The organism is Streptomyces sp. NPDC001492 (assembly GCF_053597275.1).
Genome location: NZ_JBSFHW010000016.1, coordinates 25,965 through 39,884, shown reverse-complemented (window position 1 = coordinate 39,884; position 13,920 = coordinate 25,965). Strand labels below are relative to the sequence as shown.

Annotated in this window: 8 protein-coding genes; 4 read left to right on the top strand and 4 right to left on the bottom strand. The window is 72.1% G+C overall.

Annotated elements, in window-relative coordinates; genetic code table 11:
* The 4 genes from ACWC1K_RS21280 to ACWC1K_RS21265 form a co-directional block, all read right to left on the bottom strand.
* Positions 1 to 3,369: beta-ketoacyl synthase N-terminal-like domain-containing protein (locus ACWC1K_RS21280; protein WP_450833347.1), on the bottom strand; the 3,369-nt coding region annotated here is incomplete at its 3' end.
* A gap of 70 nt (positions 3,370 to 3,439) precedes the next feature.
* Positions 3,440 to 4,351 carry a thioesterase domain-containing protein gene (locus ACWC1K_RS21275; protein WP_450833345.1) on the bottom strand — a complete coding sequence of 304 codons (912 nt, stop codon included), beginning with the start codon at positions 4,349 to 4,351 and terminating at the stop codon, positions 3,440 to 3,442.
* Positions 4,335 to 4,601 carry an acyl carrier protein gene (locus ACWC1K_RS21270; protein WP_123964082.1) on the bottom strand — a complete coding sequence of 89 codons (267 nt, stop codon included), beginning with the start codon at positions 4,599 to 4,601 and terminating at the stop codon, positions 4,335 to 4,337. Before ACWC1K_RS21270 ends, ACWC1K_RS21275 begins: the two co-directional genes overlap by 17 nt.
* 33 nt (positions 4,602 to 4,634) lie before the next feature.
* On the bottom strand, positions 4,635 to 5,927 hold the full coding sequence (locus tag ACWC1K_RS21265) for an NAD(P)/FAD-dependent oxidoreductase (RefSeq protein WP_450833343.1): 1,293 nt from the start codon (positions 5,925 to 5,927) through the stop codon (positions 4,635 to 4,637).
* A 405-nt stretch (positions 5,928 to 6,332) separates the two neighbouring features.
* Between ACWC1K_RS21265 and ACWC1K_RS21260 the strand changes: the two genes are divergently transcribed.
* From ACWC1K_RS21260 to ACWC1K_RS21245, 4 genes are all read left to right on the top strand, one after another.
* Positions 6,333 to 6,752, top strand: a complete 420-nt coding sequence (locus tag ACWC1K_RS21260; protein ID WP_450833341.1) for a DUF3291 domain-containing protein — start codon at positions 6,333 to 6,335, stop codon at positions 6,750 to 6,752.
* Entirely contained in the window at positions 6,749 to 8,305 is a 1,557-nt protein-coding gene (locus tag ACWC1K_RS21255; protein ID WP_450833339.1) for an MFS transporter, read from the top strand. Before ACWC1K_RS21260 ends, ACWC1K_RS21255 begins: the two co-directional genes overlap by 4 nt.
* Positions 8,306 to 8,592: 287 nt before the next feature.
* Complete coding sequence (locus tag ACWC1K_RS21250; protein WP_450833337.1) at positions 8,593 to 12,459, top strand: Pls/PosA family non-ribosomal peptide synthetase; 3,867 nt, start codon at positions 8,593 to 8,595, stop codon at positions 12,457 to 12,459.
* A 77-nt stretch (positions 12,460 to 12,536) separates the two neighbouring features.
* Positions 12,537 to 13,907 carry a M1 family metallopeptidase gene (locus ACWC1K_RS21245; RefSeq protein ID WP_450833335.1) on the top strand — a complete coding sequence of 457 codons (1,371 nt, stop codon included), beginning with the start codon at positions 12,537 to 12,539 and terminating at the stop codon, positions 13,905 to 13,907.
* The last annotated feature ends 13 nt before the right edge of the window (positions 13,908 to 13,920 follow it).

The window sequence follows — 13,920 nt, the reverse complement described above, 5'->3', positions numbered from 1 at the left end:
CTTGATCGAATCGATGCCCAAATCGGCCTCGACATCCATACCCGGCTCCAACATCTCCACCGGATAACCCGTCTTCTCCGCCACCGCACCCATCAACGCCTCCATCACCCCAGCGGCGACAGGCGAGTTGACGACCGAGACGGGCTCCGGCTCCGACTCCGGCTCCGGCTCCGGCTCCGGCACGGCGACAGCCACGGGCTCCGGTTCGACCGGGGCCACGAAGGCGGGCTCGGGCTCGGGTTCAGGCGCAGGCTCGGCTTCGGCGTCCGCCCGTCCCCGCAGTGCGTCCAGCAGCAGTCGGGTGGACCGCTCGTGTGCCGCGCCGATCGTCGCGCTCTGCTCCCGAATCAGCCGCAGCGCGGCGTCCGTGTCGGGGTGTCCTCCGGCCCGTACGGAATCCTCCAGGGAGCGGACCGACGCGTGCACCGTGTCCGCGTGGGCGGTGAGGATCTCCGCCTGGAGGGCCAGCCCGTCGCGTACGACGTCCTCGACGCCGTCGGAGCCACCCGCACCGTTGCCGGTACTCGCGCCCGCCGTCAGCGCCAACGGCTGCGCGATCGCATCCCGGTAAGCCGAACGCCGTTCCTGCGTCACGTAGTTGATGCCGCGCAGCGGGATGTTCATCCCCTTGCGGGCCGGCAGCTCGGTCCGGGGCTCGACGTGGTCGTCGAAGCCGGTGAGGGGCAGCCCGAGGACCGCGAGTTCGATCGCGGCGCGCTTCAGCGAGACCTCGCTGTCCTTGCTGGGTCCGCCGTCCGCCGCGAGGGTCACGACGTCGGTGCGGCCTTCGAGGATGCGGTCGATCAGGTCCGTCAGGACGCGCCTGGGGCCGAACTCGACGAAGACGCGGAACCCGTCCGCGTACATCTGCTCGATGCCGGAGACGAAGTCGACCGGCTGGAGGAGCTGGTCCACGAGGGTGCGGCGGTTGGCCGCCGCGTCGCTGCCGTACGCCGAGCCCGGGGTGTTGGCGTAGACCGGGATCGTCGGGACGCCCAGCCCCGTGGACTCCACTGCCTGCCGGAACGCGTCCGCGGCATGGGCGACGAAGCCGGTGTGGAACGCGGCGGAGACCGGCAGCCGCTTGGCCGGGATACGGCGGCCCGAGACGTCGGCGACCAGGCGGTCGATCTCCTCCGTGGGGCCGCCGACGACGATCTGGCCGGGGGCGTTGATGTTGCAGATGGCCACATTGCGGTACGTGGCGACCAGCCCCTGGACGTCGGAGAGGGAGGCGCGGATCGCCGCCATGGCACCGGGGTCGAAGTCCGCGGCGGCCTGCTCCGGCGGGGCCATGGCGCGGCCGCGGGCGCGTGCCAGGTGCGCGAACCCGTCGTCGTCGAGTGCCCCGGCCGCCCAGAGCGCGGTGAGTTCCCCGAAGCTGTGGCCGATGACGCCGTCGGCGCGGAAGCCGAGCCGGTGCAGCCAGGCGTACTGGCCGGAGGCGAGCGCGCCGATGGCGGGCTGGGCGAAGTCGGTGCGGCGCAGGGCCGTTTCCTGCTCGGTGCGGGCGCCGTCGGTGAAGGCGGGCGGTGGGAAGACCGTGCGGGCGAGGGTGTCGGGACCCTCCGTCAGCCGGTTGGCGCGGTCGAACGCGGCCCGTACGGGCGGCAGCGCGACGGCGGCCCGCCGCCCCATGCCGACGTACTGGCTGCCCTGTCCGGCGAACACGGCCGCCGCCTTGACGGACGTGGGCAGGGCCTGGCGCCGGTAGGTGATGCCCTTGGGGTGCTGCCAGGAGTCGGCGTCGGGGCGGGCTCGCAGCAACTCCGCTGCCGTACCGCACAGTTCGGTGAATTCCTCGTCGCTGCGGGCGACGATCCCGATGCGGGCGTCGGAGGCGGGGATCGCACCGGACTCGTCCGGAGCGGCGCCGTTCTCGATGCGCAGGGCGAGCGCCTCGGGGCCCGCCGCGTGCCACAGGCCCCAGCGGACCGCCGGGCCGAGGGACTTGGCTTCCGCGGGCCCCTCGTGCTCCTCCAGCACCATGTGGAAGTTGGTGCCGCCGAAGCCGAAGGAGGAGACGGCGGCGCGGCGCTTGCCGCGTTCGGGGTCCAGCACCCAGGGGCGCGCCTCGGTGTTGACGTAGAAGGGTGTGCTCGTGGGGTCGACCGCCTCGCTCGGTGTCTCGACGTTGATGGTCGGTGGGAGCACCTTCTGGTGCAGGGCGAGGGAGAGTTTGATGAGGCTCGCGGCGCCCGCGGCGGCCTTGGTGTGCCCGATCTGCGACTTGACGCTGCCGATGGCTGCGTAGCCGTGGTCGTCGTTGCCGTCCGCGACGACGGAGGACAGGGCGGACAGTTCGGTGTGGTCGCCGACGGCCGTGCCCGTGCCGTGCGCCTCGAACAGTTCGATGGAGCCGACGGGTACGCCGGCGTCGTCGTAGGCGCGGCGCAGGGCGAGCTGCTGGCCCTCGGCGCGCGGGGCGTAGATGCTCTTGAAGCGGCCGTCGCTCGAGGTGCCGATGCCGCGCAGGACGGCGTAGATACGGTCGCCGTCGCGTTCGGCGTCGGCGAGGCGCTTGAGGGCGAGCATGCCGATGCCCTCACCGATCAGCGTGCCGTCGGCGGACTCGTCGAAGGGGCGGATCTGCTGGGTCTTCGAGAACGCCGGGGTCTTGCTGAAGCACATGTACATGAGGACCGTGTTCTCGGCGTCGCAGCCGCCGGTGATCATCATGTCGGCGCGGCCCTCGATGAGTTCGCTCACCGCGAGTTTGACGGCCGCGAGAGAGCTGGCGCAGGCGGCGTCGACGGTGCAGTTGGTGCCGCCGAGGTCGAAGCGGTTGGCGATCCGGCCGGCGACGACATTGCCGAGCATGCCGGGGAAGGAGTTCTCCTCCCATGGGATGTACGCCTTCTTGAACCGGCTCGCGATCTCCTCGGCGTCCGCCTCGCTCAGGCCGACGCTGCGTACGACCTCCTTGAGCACCGGGGTCTGCAGCCGCGCGGAGAGCGGCTGGGTGAGGGAGTTGGCACCGGTGATGCCGAGCACGACCCCGGTGCGGGAGGCGTCGTACCAGCTGCCGTTGTCCGCGCCGGCGTCGCGCAGCACGTCGCGCGCCACCGTGAGGGAGAGCAGCTGGAGGATGTCGGTGACCTCCAGGGTGTTGGGCGGCAGCCCGAACTCCATGGGGTTGAAGGCGATTTCGGGGAGGAATCCGCCGCGGCGGACGTAGGTCTTGTCCTCGGCCGCGGGGTCCGGGTCGTAGTAGTCCGCGGTGTTCCAGTGGCTCTCGGGGACGTCCTCGATGCAGTCCTGGGCGTCCACGATGTTGTGCCAGAACTCGCGCAGGTCGCGCGACTTGGGGAAGAGGCCCGCCAACCCGACGATCGCGATCGGCGTCTCGGCCAGACGTGAGTAGTGCACGATGGTGGTCCTCTCGGGCTTGCGCGTCGCGCGGGTCGTGTGCGGCGGGTGCGTCAAGTGATCTGGTGGCTCAGCCGGTTCGCGAACCGGTGGCGAGGAGGGCGGCGAGGGCGTCCGCGGTCTCCGGTTCGTGGAGCATCGTGTAGTGGTCGCCTGGGACGGCCAGTTGCCGCAGCGGGCGGCCGCTGAGAACGCTCCAGCCGAGGTCGGGGCTGTCGGGCAGAAGCGAGCGCTCCGGCTTGACGACGGTGACGGTGCGGTCGAGCGGAGCGGGCAGATATCCGGCGGTGCAGCGGTTGTTGCGGACGAGTCCGGTGTGGAACGCCGTGTACAGCTTGCGCAGTCCGGCCGGTTCGGTGCCGTCCTGCAGCACTCCCTGCGCGACCGCCGCCGCGAGCAGGACGTCCAGACCGGCCTCCTCGCCGAGACCGTCCAGAGCCGCCGGCTCCAGGGTGAGACGGCGGCCGCGCTTGGCGCCCAGGTACATCGCGAACCAGGTGAGCAGCATGTCCGGCCGCAGCAGTTCGTCCGGCCGCTGGAAGGCGGGTACGGGGGCGATCGAATCGAGGACGACGAGGTCCTCGACGCGGTCGCCGAGCCCCTGGGCGTCGAGGCGGGCGGCGATCTCGTAGGCCACCACTCCCCCGAACGACCAGCCGGCGAGGGTGAACGGCCGGTCGGTGAGTCCGGCGGCGGTCAGTTCCCCCAGGCAGCGCTGGGCGAGTTCGCGGACGCCGATGACGGACAGGGTCGGGACGAGGGCCGCCGCGAAGTACTCCGGGACGTTGCCCAGGTCGCACAGGTGCAGTGCGTGGTCCTCGGGCAGCCGTGCCGCGACCGGCTGCCAGGCGGTGGCGGGCAGCGCGCCCGGATGGACGGCGACGACCGGCCGCGCGGCCGGATCCGCCGGCCCGAGCGTCGTCAGCAGCGGGCGCGCCGCGCCCGGTCGACCTGGGGTGGCCGGGTCAGGCCGCGGCGACATGGCGGTCGCTCTCCTCGGCGATGTGCTCGGACAGGGCGGCGATCGTCGGGTGGTACCAGAGGGCCGTGGCCTCCAGTTCGAAGCCGAGCCATTTCTCCAGCTCGCCCGCGAGGATCAGCGCCTCCGTCGAGTCGAGGTCGAACTCGTCGAAGTAGCGCTCGACGTCGATCTGCTCCTGGCCGACCCCGAGCCGGATCGCCAGCTTCTCGACCAGCCAGGCCTGTGCTTCTTCGGCGGTGACACGCTGCATTGGGGTTCCCCTTGTCCGTTCGTGCTGTGCGGTTCAGTGACGGGTCTTGATCTCGCGGGCGACGGCTTCGGCCGCCTTGCGCCCGGAGACGAATCCGGCCTCGTGGGAGCCGATGAGGTCGACGCCGATGCGTGGGGCGTGGAAGTAGGAGCCGGCCAGCTTGATCCGGCCGCCGGGCGCGTTGACGTCGTAGATCGTGCGCTGCATGGCGCGCACCTCCAGGTCGATGACCGGGTGGGTGAACGGCAGCTCACGGACGACGAGTTCGTCGCGCGGGACGATCGGCGAGTCGAGGGTGACGAAGTAGTCGTGCTCGGCGGTGAAGCCCTGCAGGGAGTTCATGTAGTAGGCGACCCAGGTGCGGGGGCGGCCGTCCACGGTCTTCAGGCCGTAGTTCCAGCTCTGCCAGCGGTCCCGGTTCGGCGGCATGCTCGACGGGTCGGTGTGCAGGATCGCCCGGGTGGCGCTGTAGCGGACCTTGCCGAGGATCTGCGCCTGGAGGGGGGTGGGCTGCTCCAGCACGGCGAGGGTCTGGTCGGCGTGCGCTGCGAGCACGGCGTAGTCGTAGCGCTCCTCGCCGGCCGCGGTGCCGATGACGACTTCGTCCCCGTCCTCCCGTACCCGGGTCACCTCGGCGCCGGTGCGGACCTTGCCGTTGACGCCGGCGACGACGCGGCGGACGTACTCGATGCTGCCGCCCGACACGGTCTTCCAGGCGACCGAGCGGCCGCCGAGGCCGCCGGGGTCGTGGGACATGAAGAAGGCGATCACCGTGGTCGCGGGCATCTCCCAGATCAGCTCGGCGGGCACCGACCAGACGGCGGTGGCGAGCAGGACGACATAGCCGTACTTGAAGGCGTCGCTGTAGCCGCCGCGGTCCAGGTAGTCGCCGAGGGAGAGGTCGGTGCGTTTGCGCAGGAAGTCCTTCGGGGCCTCGCGGTGGAAGCGCTCCGCGTCGCGCCACAGGGGCAGGAAGTCGGCCGGGTAGCGGGCGGCGATCTCGTCCTCGGAGAGCTCGAACTCGGCGGTGCCGTAGTCGAGTCCGCGGTCGAGGTCGAAGAAGTCGAAGCCGCCGGTGTGGTCGAGGGCGCGCGCGCCCAGCTTCTCGAAGAAGGCGGTGAGTTCGGGGTAGGTCCGCGCGTTGAAGACCACGAACGCCGTGTCGACGCCGATGGTGCGGCCGCCCTCGTCGACCTCCACGGTGTGGGCGTGGCCGCCGGGGCGGTCCTGGCTCTCGTACACGGTGACTTCGGCGTCGTCCGGCAGGTGGTGGGCGGCGGAGAGTCCGGAGATCCCGGCTCCGACGACAGCGACACGGGTGGTCATGGCAGGGCTGCACCTCGGCTCGAACAGTTCTCGGGAACGGTCACGGTGAGGCGCAGAGGGCTGATACCTCTGAAAGGGGTCGCGGTCCGCGAGTTGCCCGTCGGACGGCGCACAAGAACCGTAGGCCGGGCCGGAAATCGGGGTCAATCGGCCCATCGGCGCCCGGATTTCCGCTATCGAAGGCTCCGATGGCGCGGATTGCGGACTGTCCGGATCCGGTCGTAGGGGGCTCCGTGGGCGCGATTGCGCCCCACGCTCCGTGCGCTCGACTGCACGCAGTGCGGCGGGATTCACCCCTGCGGGGGTGTACGGAATCCGGCGCTCACGGACTCTTGTGAATGACCGACCGAACCGACCGCCTGCTCCCGCACGGCCTTCCCGACCGCTCAGCCGAGGAGACCTTTCATGCCGACGATTCCCTGGATGCCCGGCACCGCCAAGGACGGCACCGAGCCCTCCGGCCCGCCGCTGGTCATGGCCTCCCGGCTGGAGCTGCGCTCGCTGCTGGGCGTGCCCAGGTTCTTCCTGCTGTCCCTGGTGATATTCCAGCAGGTGCGCAGCTCGCCCGGGCTGCTGGGTGCCTCGTTGAAGGCGGAGCCGCTGAAGAGGACGTTCTGGACGCTGTCGGCCTGGCGGGACCAGGAGGCGCTGAACACCTTCTCCGCGACCGATCCGCATGCGCGGAGCGTGCGCGGGCTGCGTCCGGGGATGAAGGGATCGGTGTTCGTGTTCTGGAACACCGAGCGCGACCAGCTGCCGATCACCTGGGACGAGGCGCAGCGCCGCCTCGCCGAGCAGGCCGAGCGGGAGGCACAGGCGACATGAGCACGGGCGCACCGCTCAACACCGGCCCGTCACTGACAACGGACGGGCCGCCGACGCCAGTTGTCCCGCACGGCCGCCTCGTCCTCCTCGCCGCCTGCCTCGGCCTGTTCATGTCGTTCATCGAGGTGACCGCGGCCATCTCCACGCTGCGGGCGCTCCAGGTCGACATGCAGGTGGCGCCCGCCGACCTGAGCTGGGTGTCCAGCACGTACACGCTTGTCGTCGCGGCCTGCGTCCTGTCGGGCGGTGCGCTGGGCGAACGGTTCGGGCGGCGCCGGGTGTTCCTCACCGGCACGGTGCTGATCGCGGCCGGTTCCCTGGTCGTGGCGTCGGCGCAGAGCTATCCGCAGGTCCTGATAGGGCGCGGCATCAGCGGACTGGGCGGCGCCCTGGTCCTGCCCACCTCCCTCGCCCTGATCACCACCACGTTCTTCGTCGACCTGCCGCGCATGCTGCGCTACATAGCCGTGTGGGTGTCGGTCTCGGGCGTGGGTCTGGCCGTGGGTCCGTTGCTGGGCGGCACCCTGCTGCAGACGTGGAACTGGCGGGCGGTCTACCTGGTGAACACACCGCTCGCGGTGATCACCATCGCGGTGACGCTGAGCGCGGTCTCCGAGTCCCGGGCCCCGGACCGGCCCCTCGACCTGGCCGGCCAGTTCTGGGCCGTGCTCGGACTGTCCACACTGGTCTACGGAATCGCGGTGGGCGGCCGGGCGGGTTACGACGACCCGGTGGTGGTCACCGTGCTCGCGGTGGCCGCCCTCTCCCTCACCGCGCTGGTCCTCACCGAGCGCCGCAGGCCGGTGCCGATGCTGGACGTCCGCATGATGGCCAACGCCCGCTACACGGCGGCGTTGTGCGTCGCGGCGGCCGCCCTGTTCGTGTTCGTGGGCGTGGTCTTCCTGGAGGTCCTCTTCCTCCAACGGGTGCGCGCCTTCGGCCCCTTGGACACCGGTATACGGCTGCTGCCCGCAATGCTCGCGTTCGTCGCGGCGACGGCCCTGGCGCAGCGCCTGGCGGGACGGGTCCGCGCGGGCCGGCTGCTGGCGACGGGCTCACTCGTCACCACCGCCGCCGCTCTCGTCCTGCTGGGCCAGCAGCCGGACGGCTCCTATGGGGTCACCGCGCTGGGACTGGTGCTCGCCGGGCTGGGCAGCGGTCTGGTGGTCGCTCCGTCCACGGCGGCCGCCTTCGAGGTGGTCGAGGGCCCGCAGATGGGCGCGGCCTCCTCGGCCGTGACGGCCTTCCGCCAGGTCGGCTCGGTGCTGGCGACGGCGATCCTCGGGGCGGTCCTCGCCGTCCGCTTCCTCGGCACGCTTCCCGACCGCCTCGCGGCCCACCATCTGCCGGCGCCGGTCATCGACCAGGTCGTCTCGGTCGCCCGCAGCGGCGGCAGGTCCAGCGGCCGCTCGTCACCGCAGGTCACGGGCGCGGTCGGGGACGCGTTCACGGCGGGCGTGCACAGCGCGCTGTGGGTGGTGGCGGGGGTGTCGTTCGGCGCGGCGGTGCTGGCCTGGACACTGCTGGCACGCCGGTCCCCGCCCAGGGAGTAGGCGCCGTTGCCCGCAGCAGGAGCAAGTGCCTTTTCGCGCACCGCACATGGCCTCCTCACCCACTGTGTGGGACATCTCTCCCTGGAGTGAAGAACACCAGGTCAGAGCGGTCCGGCCACTCTCCCGACAGCCCCCAACGGCCCACCCGAGTGGCCGATCAGCCGTCCCGAACCTAGCGTCGTACTAAAATTTCCGGCTTGTTACGGAGCTGGACCCGGACAACCCCAGGCAGACCTGCGGGCCCGCCAGCGCCCCGGAGGCTTCCGGGATCGAGACGCGAGGACCGGATGGCAGCCATTGACGAGAGCGGTGCTCTCGGCCTGCTCGACGATGAGCTCAGCGCAGAGATCCACCAGCAGTTCGGCGACACCGCCCGTTTCTCCGGAGGTCAGGCGGCCTCCCCGCGCACGCTCGTCGACATCTTCGACGCATCCGTGCGGTCCTACCCGGACGAGCTCGCCCTGGACGACGGCACCACCCGTCTCAGCTACCGGGCGCTGGCCGCCGAGGTGGAGCAGCTGCGCCGGCGCCTCGCGGCGGCCGGGGTCGGTCTCGGGGACCGCGTGGGGGTGCGGGTCCCCTCCGGCACCAATGACCTGTACGTCGCGATCCTGGCCGCGCTCGCCGCCGGTGCCGCCTATGTCCCCGTGGACGCCGAGGACCCGGACGAGCGGGCCGAGTTGGTGTTCGGGGAGGCGGACGTCCGGGCGGTCGTCGGCGCCGGGCACGAACTGACCGTCACCGGGCGCAGCGACGTCCCCGCCGCCCGGCCCGGTGCCGAGCACGACGCGTGGATCATCTTCACGTCCGGTTCCACCGGGAAGCCGAAGGGCGTCGCGGTCGGTCACCGCAGCGCCGCCGCGTTCGTGGACGCCGAGGCCGCGCTGTTCCTCACCGACGACCCCATCGGCCCCGGTGACAGGGTCATGGCGGGTCTGTCGGTCGCCTTCGACGCGTCCTGCGAGGAGATGTGGCTGGCCTGGCGCTACGGCGCCTGTCTGGTGCCCGTGCCGCGTTCACAGGTCCGCAGCGGCGCCGACCTGGGGCCCTGGCTGGTCGAGCAGGAGATCACCGTGGTCTCCACGGTCCCGACCCTCGCCGCGCTCTGGGAGCCCGACACCCTCAACGACGTCCGCCTGCTGATCTTCGGCGGCGAGGCCTGCCCGCCCGAGCTGGTACAGCGGCTGGTGACGGAGGGGCGCGAGGTCTGGAACACCTACGGTCCGACCGAGGCGACCGTGGTCGCCTGTGCCTCGCTCATGTCCGGCGAGGAGCCGATCCGCATCGGGCTGCCCCTCGACGGCTGGGAGCTTGCCGTCGTCGACGAGGCCGGGGAGCCCGTTCCGATGGGCGGCAGCGGTCAGCTGGTGATCGGCGGGGTCGGGCTCGCACGCTATCTCGACGCCGAGAAGGACGCGGAGAAGTACGCGCCGCTGGACTCCCTCGGCTGGGAGCGGGCCTACCGCAGTGGCGACCTGGTCAAGGCCGAGCCGGAGGGGCTGGTCTTCCTCGGACGGGCCGACGAGCAGATCAAGCTGGGCGGACGCCGGATCGAGCTGGGCGAGGTGGACGCCGCGCTGCAGGCGCTGCCGGGTGTCGCGGGTGCGGCCGCCGCGGTGCGCACCGCGCGCAGCGGCAACCAGCTCCTCGTCGGCTATGTCGTCACCCAGGACGGCTGGGACCAGGCGGCCGCCGTCGAGAAGCTGCGGGCCGAGCTGCCCGCCGCCCTCGTGCCGCTGCTCGCACCGGTCGAGGACCTGCCGACCCGGACGTCCGGCAAGGTCGACCGCAATGCGCTGCCCTGGCCCCTGGAGGGCCTGGAGACCGGCGGTCCGGCCGAGCAGCTCTACGGCACCGAGGCGTGGCTCGCCGAGCAGTGGACGGAGGTCCTCGGCATCCCGGTCACCAGTGCCCGCGACGACTTCTTCGCGATCGGCGGCAACAGTCTGGCCGCCGCCCAGCTGACGACGAAGCTGCGCACCCGCTACCCGAGCGCCGCCGTCCTGGACATCTACCAGCAGCCCACCCTGCGCAAGCTGGCCCGCCATCTGGAGAAGTCGGCGCAGGACGACGGCGGCCGGCGCACGATCGCCCCGGTGCCGACCCGCGCCAAGGTGCTCCAGCTGCTGCTCCTCGTGCCGCTGTTCACGCTGCTCGGCCTGCGCTGGACGGTGGCCCTGGCGGCGGCCGGGAACCTGCTGCCCGGCTACGCCTGGCTGCCGACCGCCCCCTGGTGGCTGGTCGCGGCCGGCGCGGTGCTGCTGTTCAGCCCGCCCGGCAGGCTCGCGATCGCCGCGGGCGGCGCGCGACTGCTGCTGCGGGGCGTCGAACCCGGCCGGTATGCGCGCGGCGGCAGCGTCCATCTGCGCCTGTGGACCGCCGAGCGGCTGGCCGAGTTCAGCGGGGCGACCTCGCTGACCGGCTCCTGGCTGGAGCGGTACGCGCGGGCGCTGGGCGCCAAGGTCGGCCAGGACGTCGACCTGCACTCGCTGCCGCCGGTCACCGGCCTGCTCAAGCTGGGCCGGGGCGCGGCCGTGGAGTCCGAGGTCGACCTGTCGGGCTGGTGGCTGGACGGCGACCGTCTGGAGATCGGCCAGGTCAAGGTGGGTGCGCACGCCACCGTCGGCACCCGCAGCATGCTCTTCCCGGGCGCCCGCGTCGGCAAGCGGGCCGAGGTGGCCCCCGGCTCGGCCGTCACCGGCCAGATCCCCACCGGCCAGCGCTGGGCCGGTGCGCCCGCGGTCAAGCTGGGCAAGGCCAAGCGGAACTGGCCCAAGGAGCGCCCGCAGCGCGGCACGTACTGGCGCGTGATGTACGGCCTGACCGGCCTCGTGCTGTCCGCGCTGCCGCTGCTGGCGGGCGGGGCCGCGTTCCTCGTGGCGTACGCGTTCATCGACGCGGACGCGCCCCTGCGGGGTGCCGCGCTCGCCCTTGTCCCCGCCACCCTGGCGTTCGGGCTGGCGTACGCCCTGCTGATCCTCGTGGCTGTGCGGCTGTTGAGTCTGGGCCTGCGCGAGGGCACGCACCCCACCCACAGCCGCATCGGCTGGCAGGCGTGGACGGTCACCCAGCTGATGGACCGCTCCCGGGAGACCCTGTTCCCGCTGTACGCCGGGCTCGCCACTCCGGTGTGGCTGCGGCTGCTGGGGATGAAGATCGGCCGCGGTGCCGAGGTGTCCACCGTCCTGGCGCTGCCCAGCCTCACGACCGTCGGCGAGGGCGCGTTCCTGGCCGACGACACGCTGACCGCGCCCTACGAGCTCGGTGGCGGCTGGATGCGGATCGGGCGCGCGGAGATCGGGCGGCGGGCCTTCCTCGGGAACTCCGGGATGACCGCTCCGGGCCGGAGCGTGCCGGACGGCGGACTGGTGGGCGTGCTGTCCGCGACGCCGAAGAAGGCGAAGAAGGGCAGCTCCTACCTGGGGCTGCCGCCGGTGAAGCTGCCACGGAACGCCGAGACCGGCGACCAGAGCCGGACCTACGACCCGCCGGCCCGGCTGCTGTGGGCGCGCGGTCTGGTGGAGCTGTGCCGGATCGTGCCCGTCTTCTGCTCGGCGGCACTGGCGATCCTCACAGTTGCGGCCCTGTGCCTGCTCGGGCCCTGGGCTCCCCTGCTGTCCGGTCTGGTGCTGCTCGCCGCGGGCGCCGCTGCCGCGGTCGTGTCGTTCGCCGCCAAGTGGCTGCTCGTCGGGCGGCACCGTACCGGTGAGCACCCGCTGTGGAGCGGCTTCGTGTGGCGCAACGAGCTCGCGGACACCTTCGTCGAGGTCGTGGCCGTGCCCTGGCTGGCCGGTTCGGTGCCCGGGACGCCGCTGATGACCGTGTGGCTGCGCGGCCTGGGCGCCAAGATCGGCAAGGGCGTGTGGGTGGAGAGCTACTGGCTGCCCGAGACCGACCTGGTGACCCTGGAGGACGCGGCCACGGTGAACCGCGGGTGTGTGCTGCAGACGCACCTCTTCCACGACCGGATCTTGCGGACGGATACTGTTGTACTCCGTGAGGGCGCCACGCTGGGCCCTGGCGGGATCGTGCTGCCCGGCAGCACGATCGGGGCCCGCACCACCCTGGGTCCCGCGTCGCTCGTCATGGCCGCGGAGTCCGTCCCGGACGACACCCGCTGGCTCGGCAACCCGATCGAGGCATGGCGTCCCTGAACGCGGGCCACTCGGAGTCGGTGAGCGGTGAACCGGCAGAATGGAGTGGCACGACGGCGCAGGGAGCAGAAGCGGCAGTGGCAGTTCAGCAGTCGGCGGGTGCGGACCCGTACTTCCCGGACCACGGTGACCCCCGTTACCGGGTGCACCGGTACGAGCTCACGCTGGACTACCGCCCGGGTCCGAACCGGCTGGCGGGCGCGGCCCGGATCAACGCCATCGCGGGCCGCTCGCCGCTGACCGAATTCGTCCTCAACCTCTCCGACTTCAAGATCGGCCGGGTCCGGGTCGACGGCCGCCAGCCGCACTACACCCACCGTGGCGGCCGCCTGCGCATCCGCCCCGCCAAGCCGGTCCGGGCCGGGGCCGCCTTCACCGTCGAGGTCCACTGGTCGGGCAACCCCAAGCCGGTCCCCAGCCCCTGGGGCGGGCTCGGCTGGGAGGAGCTGGAGGACGGGGCGCTGGTGGCGAGCCAGCCGATCGGGGCGCCGTCCTGGTACCCGTGCAACGACCGGCCCGCCGACAAGGCCGCGTACCAGATCTCGATCACCACGCCGTCCGCGTACGCGGTGGTGGCGGGCGGGCGGCTGCTGACCCGTACCACGAAGGCGTCCACGACGACCTGGGTGTACGAGCAGTCCGCGCCCACGTCGAGCTATCTGGTGGGCCTGGCGATCGGCAAGTACCAGACGGTGCTCCTGGGCGACCCGGGGCCGGGCGGGGTGCCGCAGCACGGGCACATCCCGGCGCATCTGCTGCCGGAGTTCTCCCGGGACTTCGCGCGGCAGCCCCGGATGATGGACCTGTTCCAGGAGATCTTCGGGCCGTACCCGTTCGACGAGTACGCCGTCGTCGTGACCGACGAGGAGCTCGATGTCCCCGTCGAGGCACAGGGGTTGTCGCTGTTCGGCGCCAACCACGTGGACGGGGCGCGGGGTTCGGAGCGGCTGGTCGCGCACGAGCTGGCGCACCAGTGGTTCGGCAACAGCGTCTCCATCGCGGACTGGCGGCACATATGGCTGAACGAGGGCTTCGCGAAGTACGCCGAGTGGCTGTGGTCGGAGCGCTCGGGCGGGCGCAGCGCCCAGCAACTCGCCGCCGCCGCACACCGGTTGCTGTCCTCGCAGCCGCAGGACCTCCGACTGGCCGACCCGGGCCGCAAGTCGATGTTCGACGACCGGCTCTACGAGCGCGGCGGCCTGACCGTGCACGCCGTGCGCTGCGCGATGGGCGACGACGCCTTCTTCCGGATGCTGCGCGGCTGGGCGGGACTGCACCGCGGCGGGGCGGTGACGACCACGACGTTCACCGCCCACGTCAACCGGTTCGCGGACGAGCCGCTGGACGACCTGTTCGAGGCCTGGGTGTACGGCGCGGCGCTGCCGCCCCTGCCCGCGCAGATCCCGGCGCGTCCGGCGCACCCGCCCACCAACGCCGAGTCGGCGTAGGCGGGCGGGCCAC

Excerpts from the sequence above, each read along its gene's own strand:
- ACWC1K_RS21275 (WP_450833345.1), bottom strand. The coding sequence starts at position 4,351 with ATGTCGCCGCGGCCTGACCCGGCCACCCCAGGTCGACCGGGCGCGGCG.
- ACWC1K_RS21270 (WP_123964082.1), bottom strand. The coding sequence starts at position 4,601 with ATGCAGCGTGTCACCGCCGAAGAAGCACAGGCCTGGCTGGTCGAGAAG.
- ACWC1K_RS21265 (WP_450833343.1), bottom strand. The coding sequence starts at position 5,927 with ATGACCACCCGTGTCGCTGTCGTCGGAGCCGGGATCTCCGGACTCTCC.
- ACWC1K_RS21260 (WP_450833341.1), top strand. The coding sequence starts at position 6,333 with ATGCCGACGATTCCCTGGATGCCCGGCACCGCCAAGGACGGCACCGAG.
- ACWC1K_RS21255 (WP_450833339.1), top strand. The coding sequence starts at position 6,749 with ATGAGCACGGGCGCACCGCTCAACACCGGCCCGTCACTGACAACGGAC.
- ACWC1K_RS21250 (WP_450833337.1), top strand. The coding sequence starts at position 8,593 with ATGGCAGCCATTGACGAGAGCGGTGCTCTCGGCCTGCTCGACGATGAG.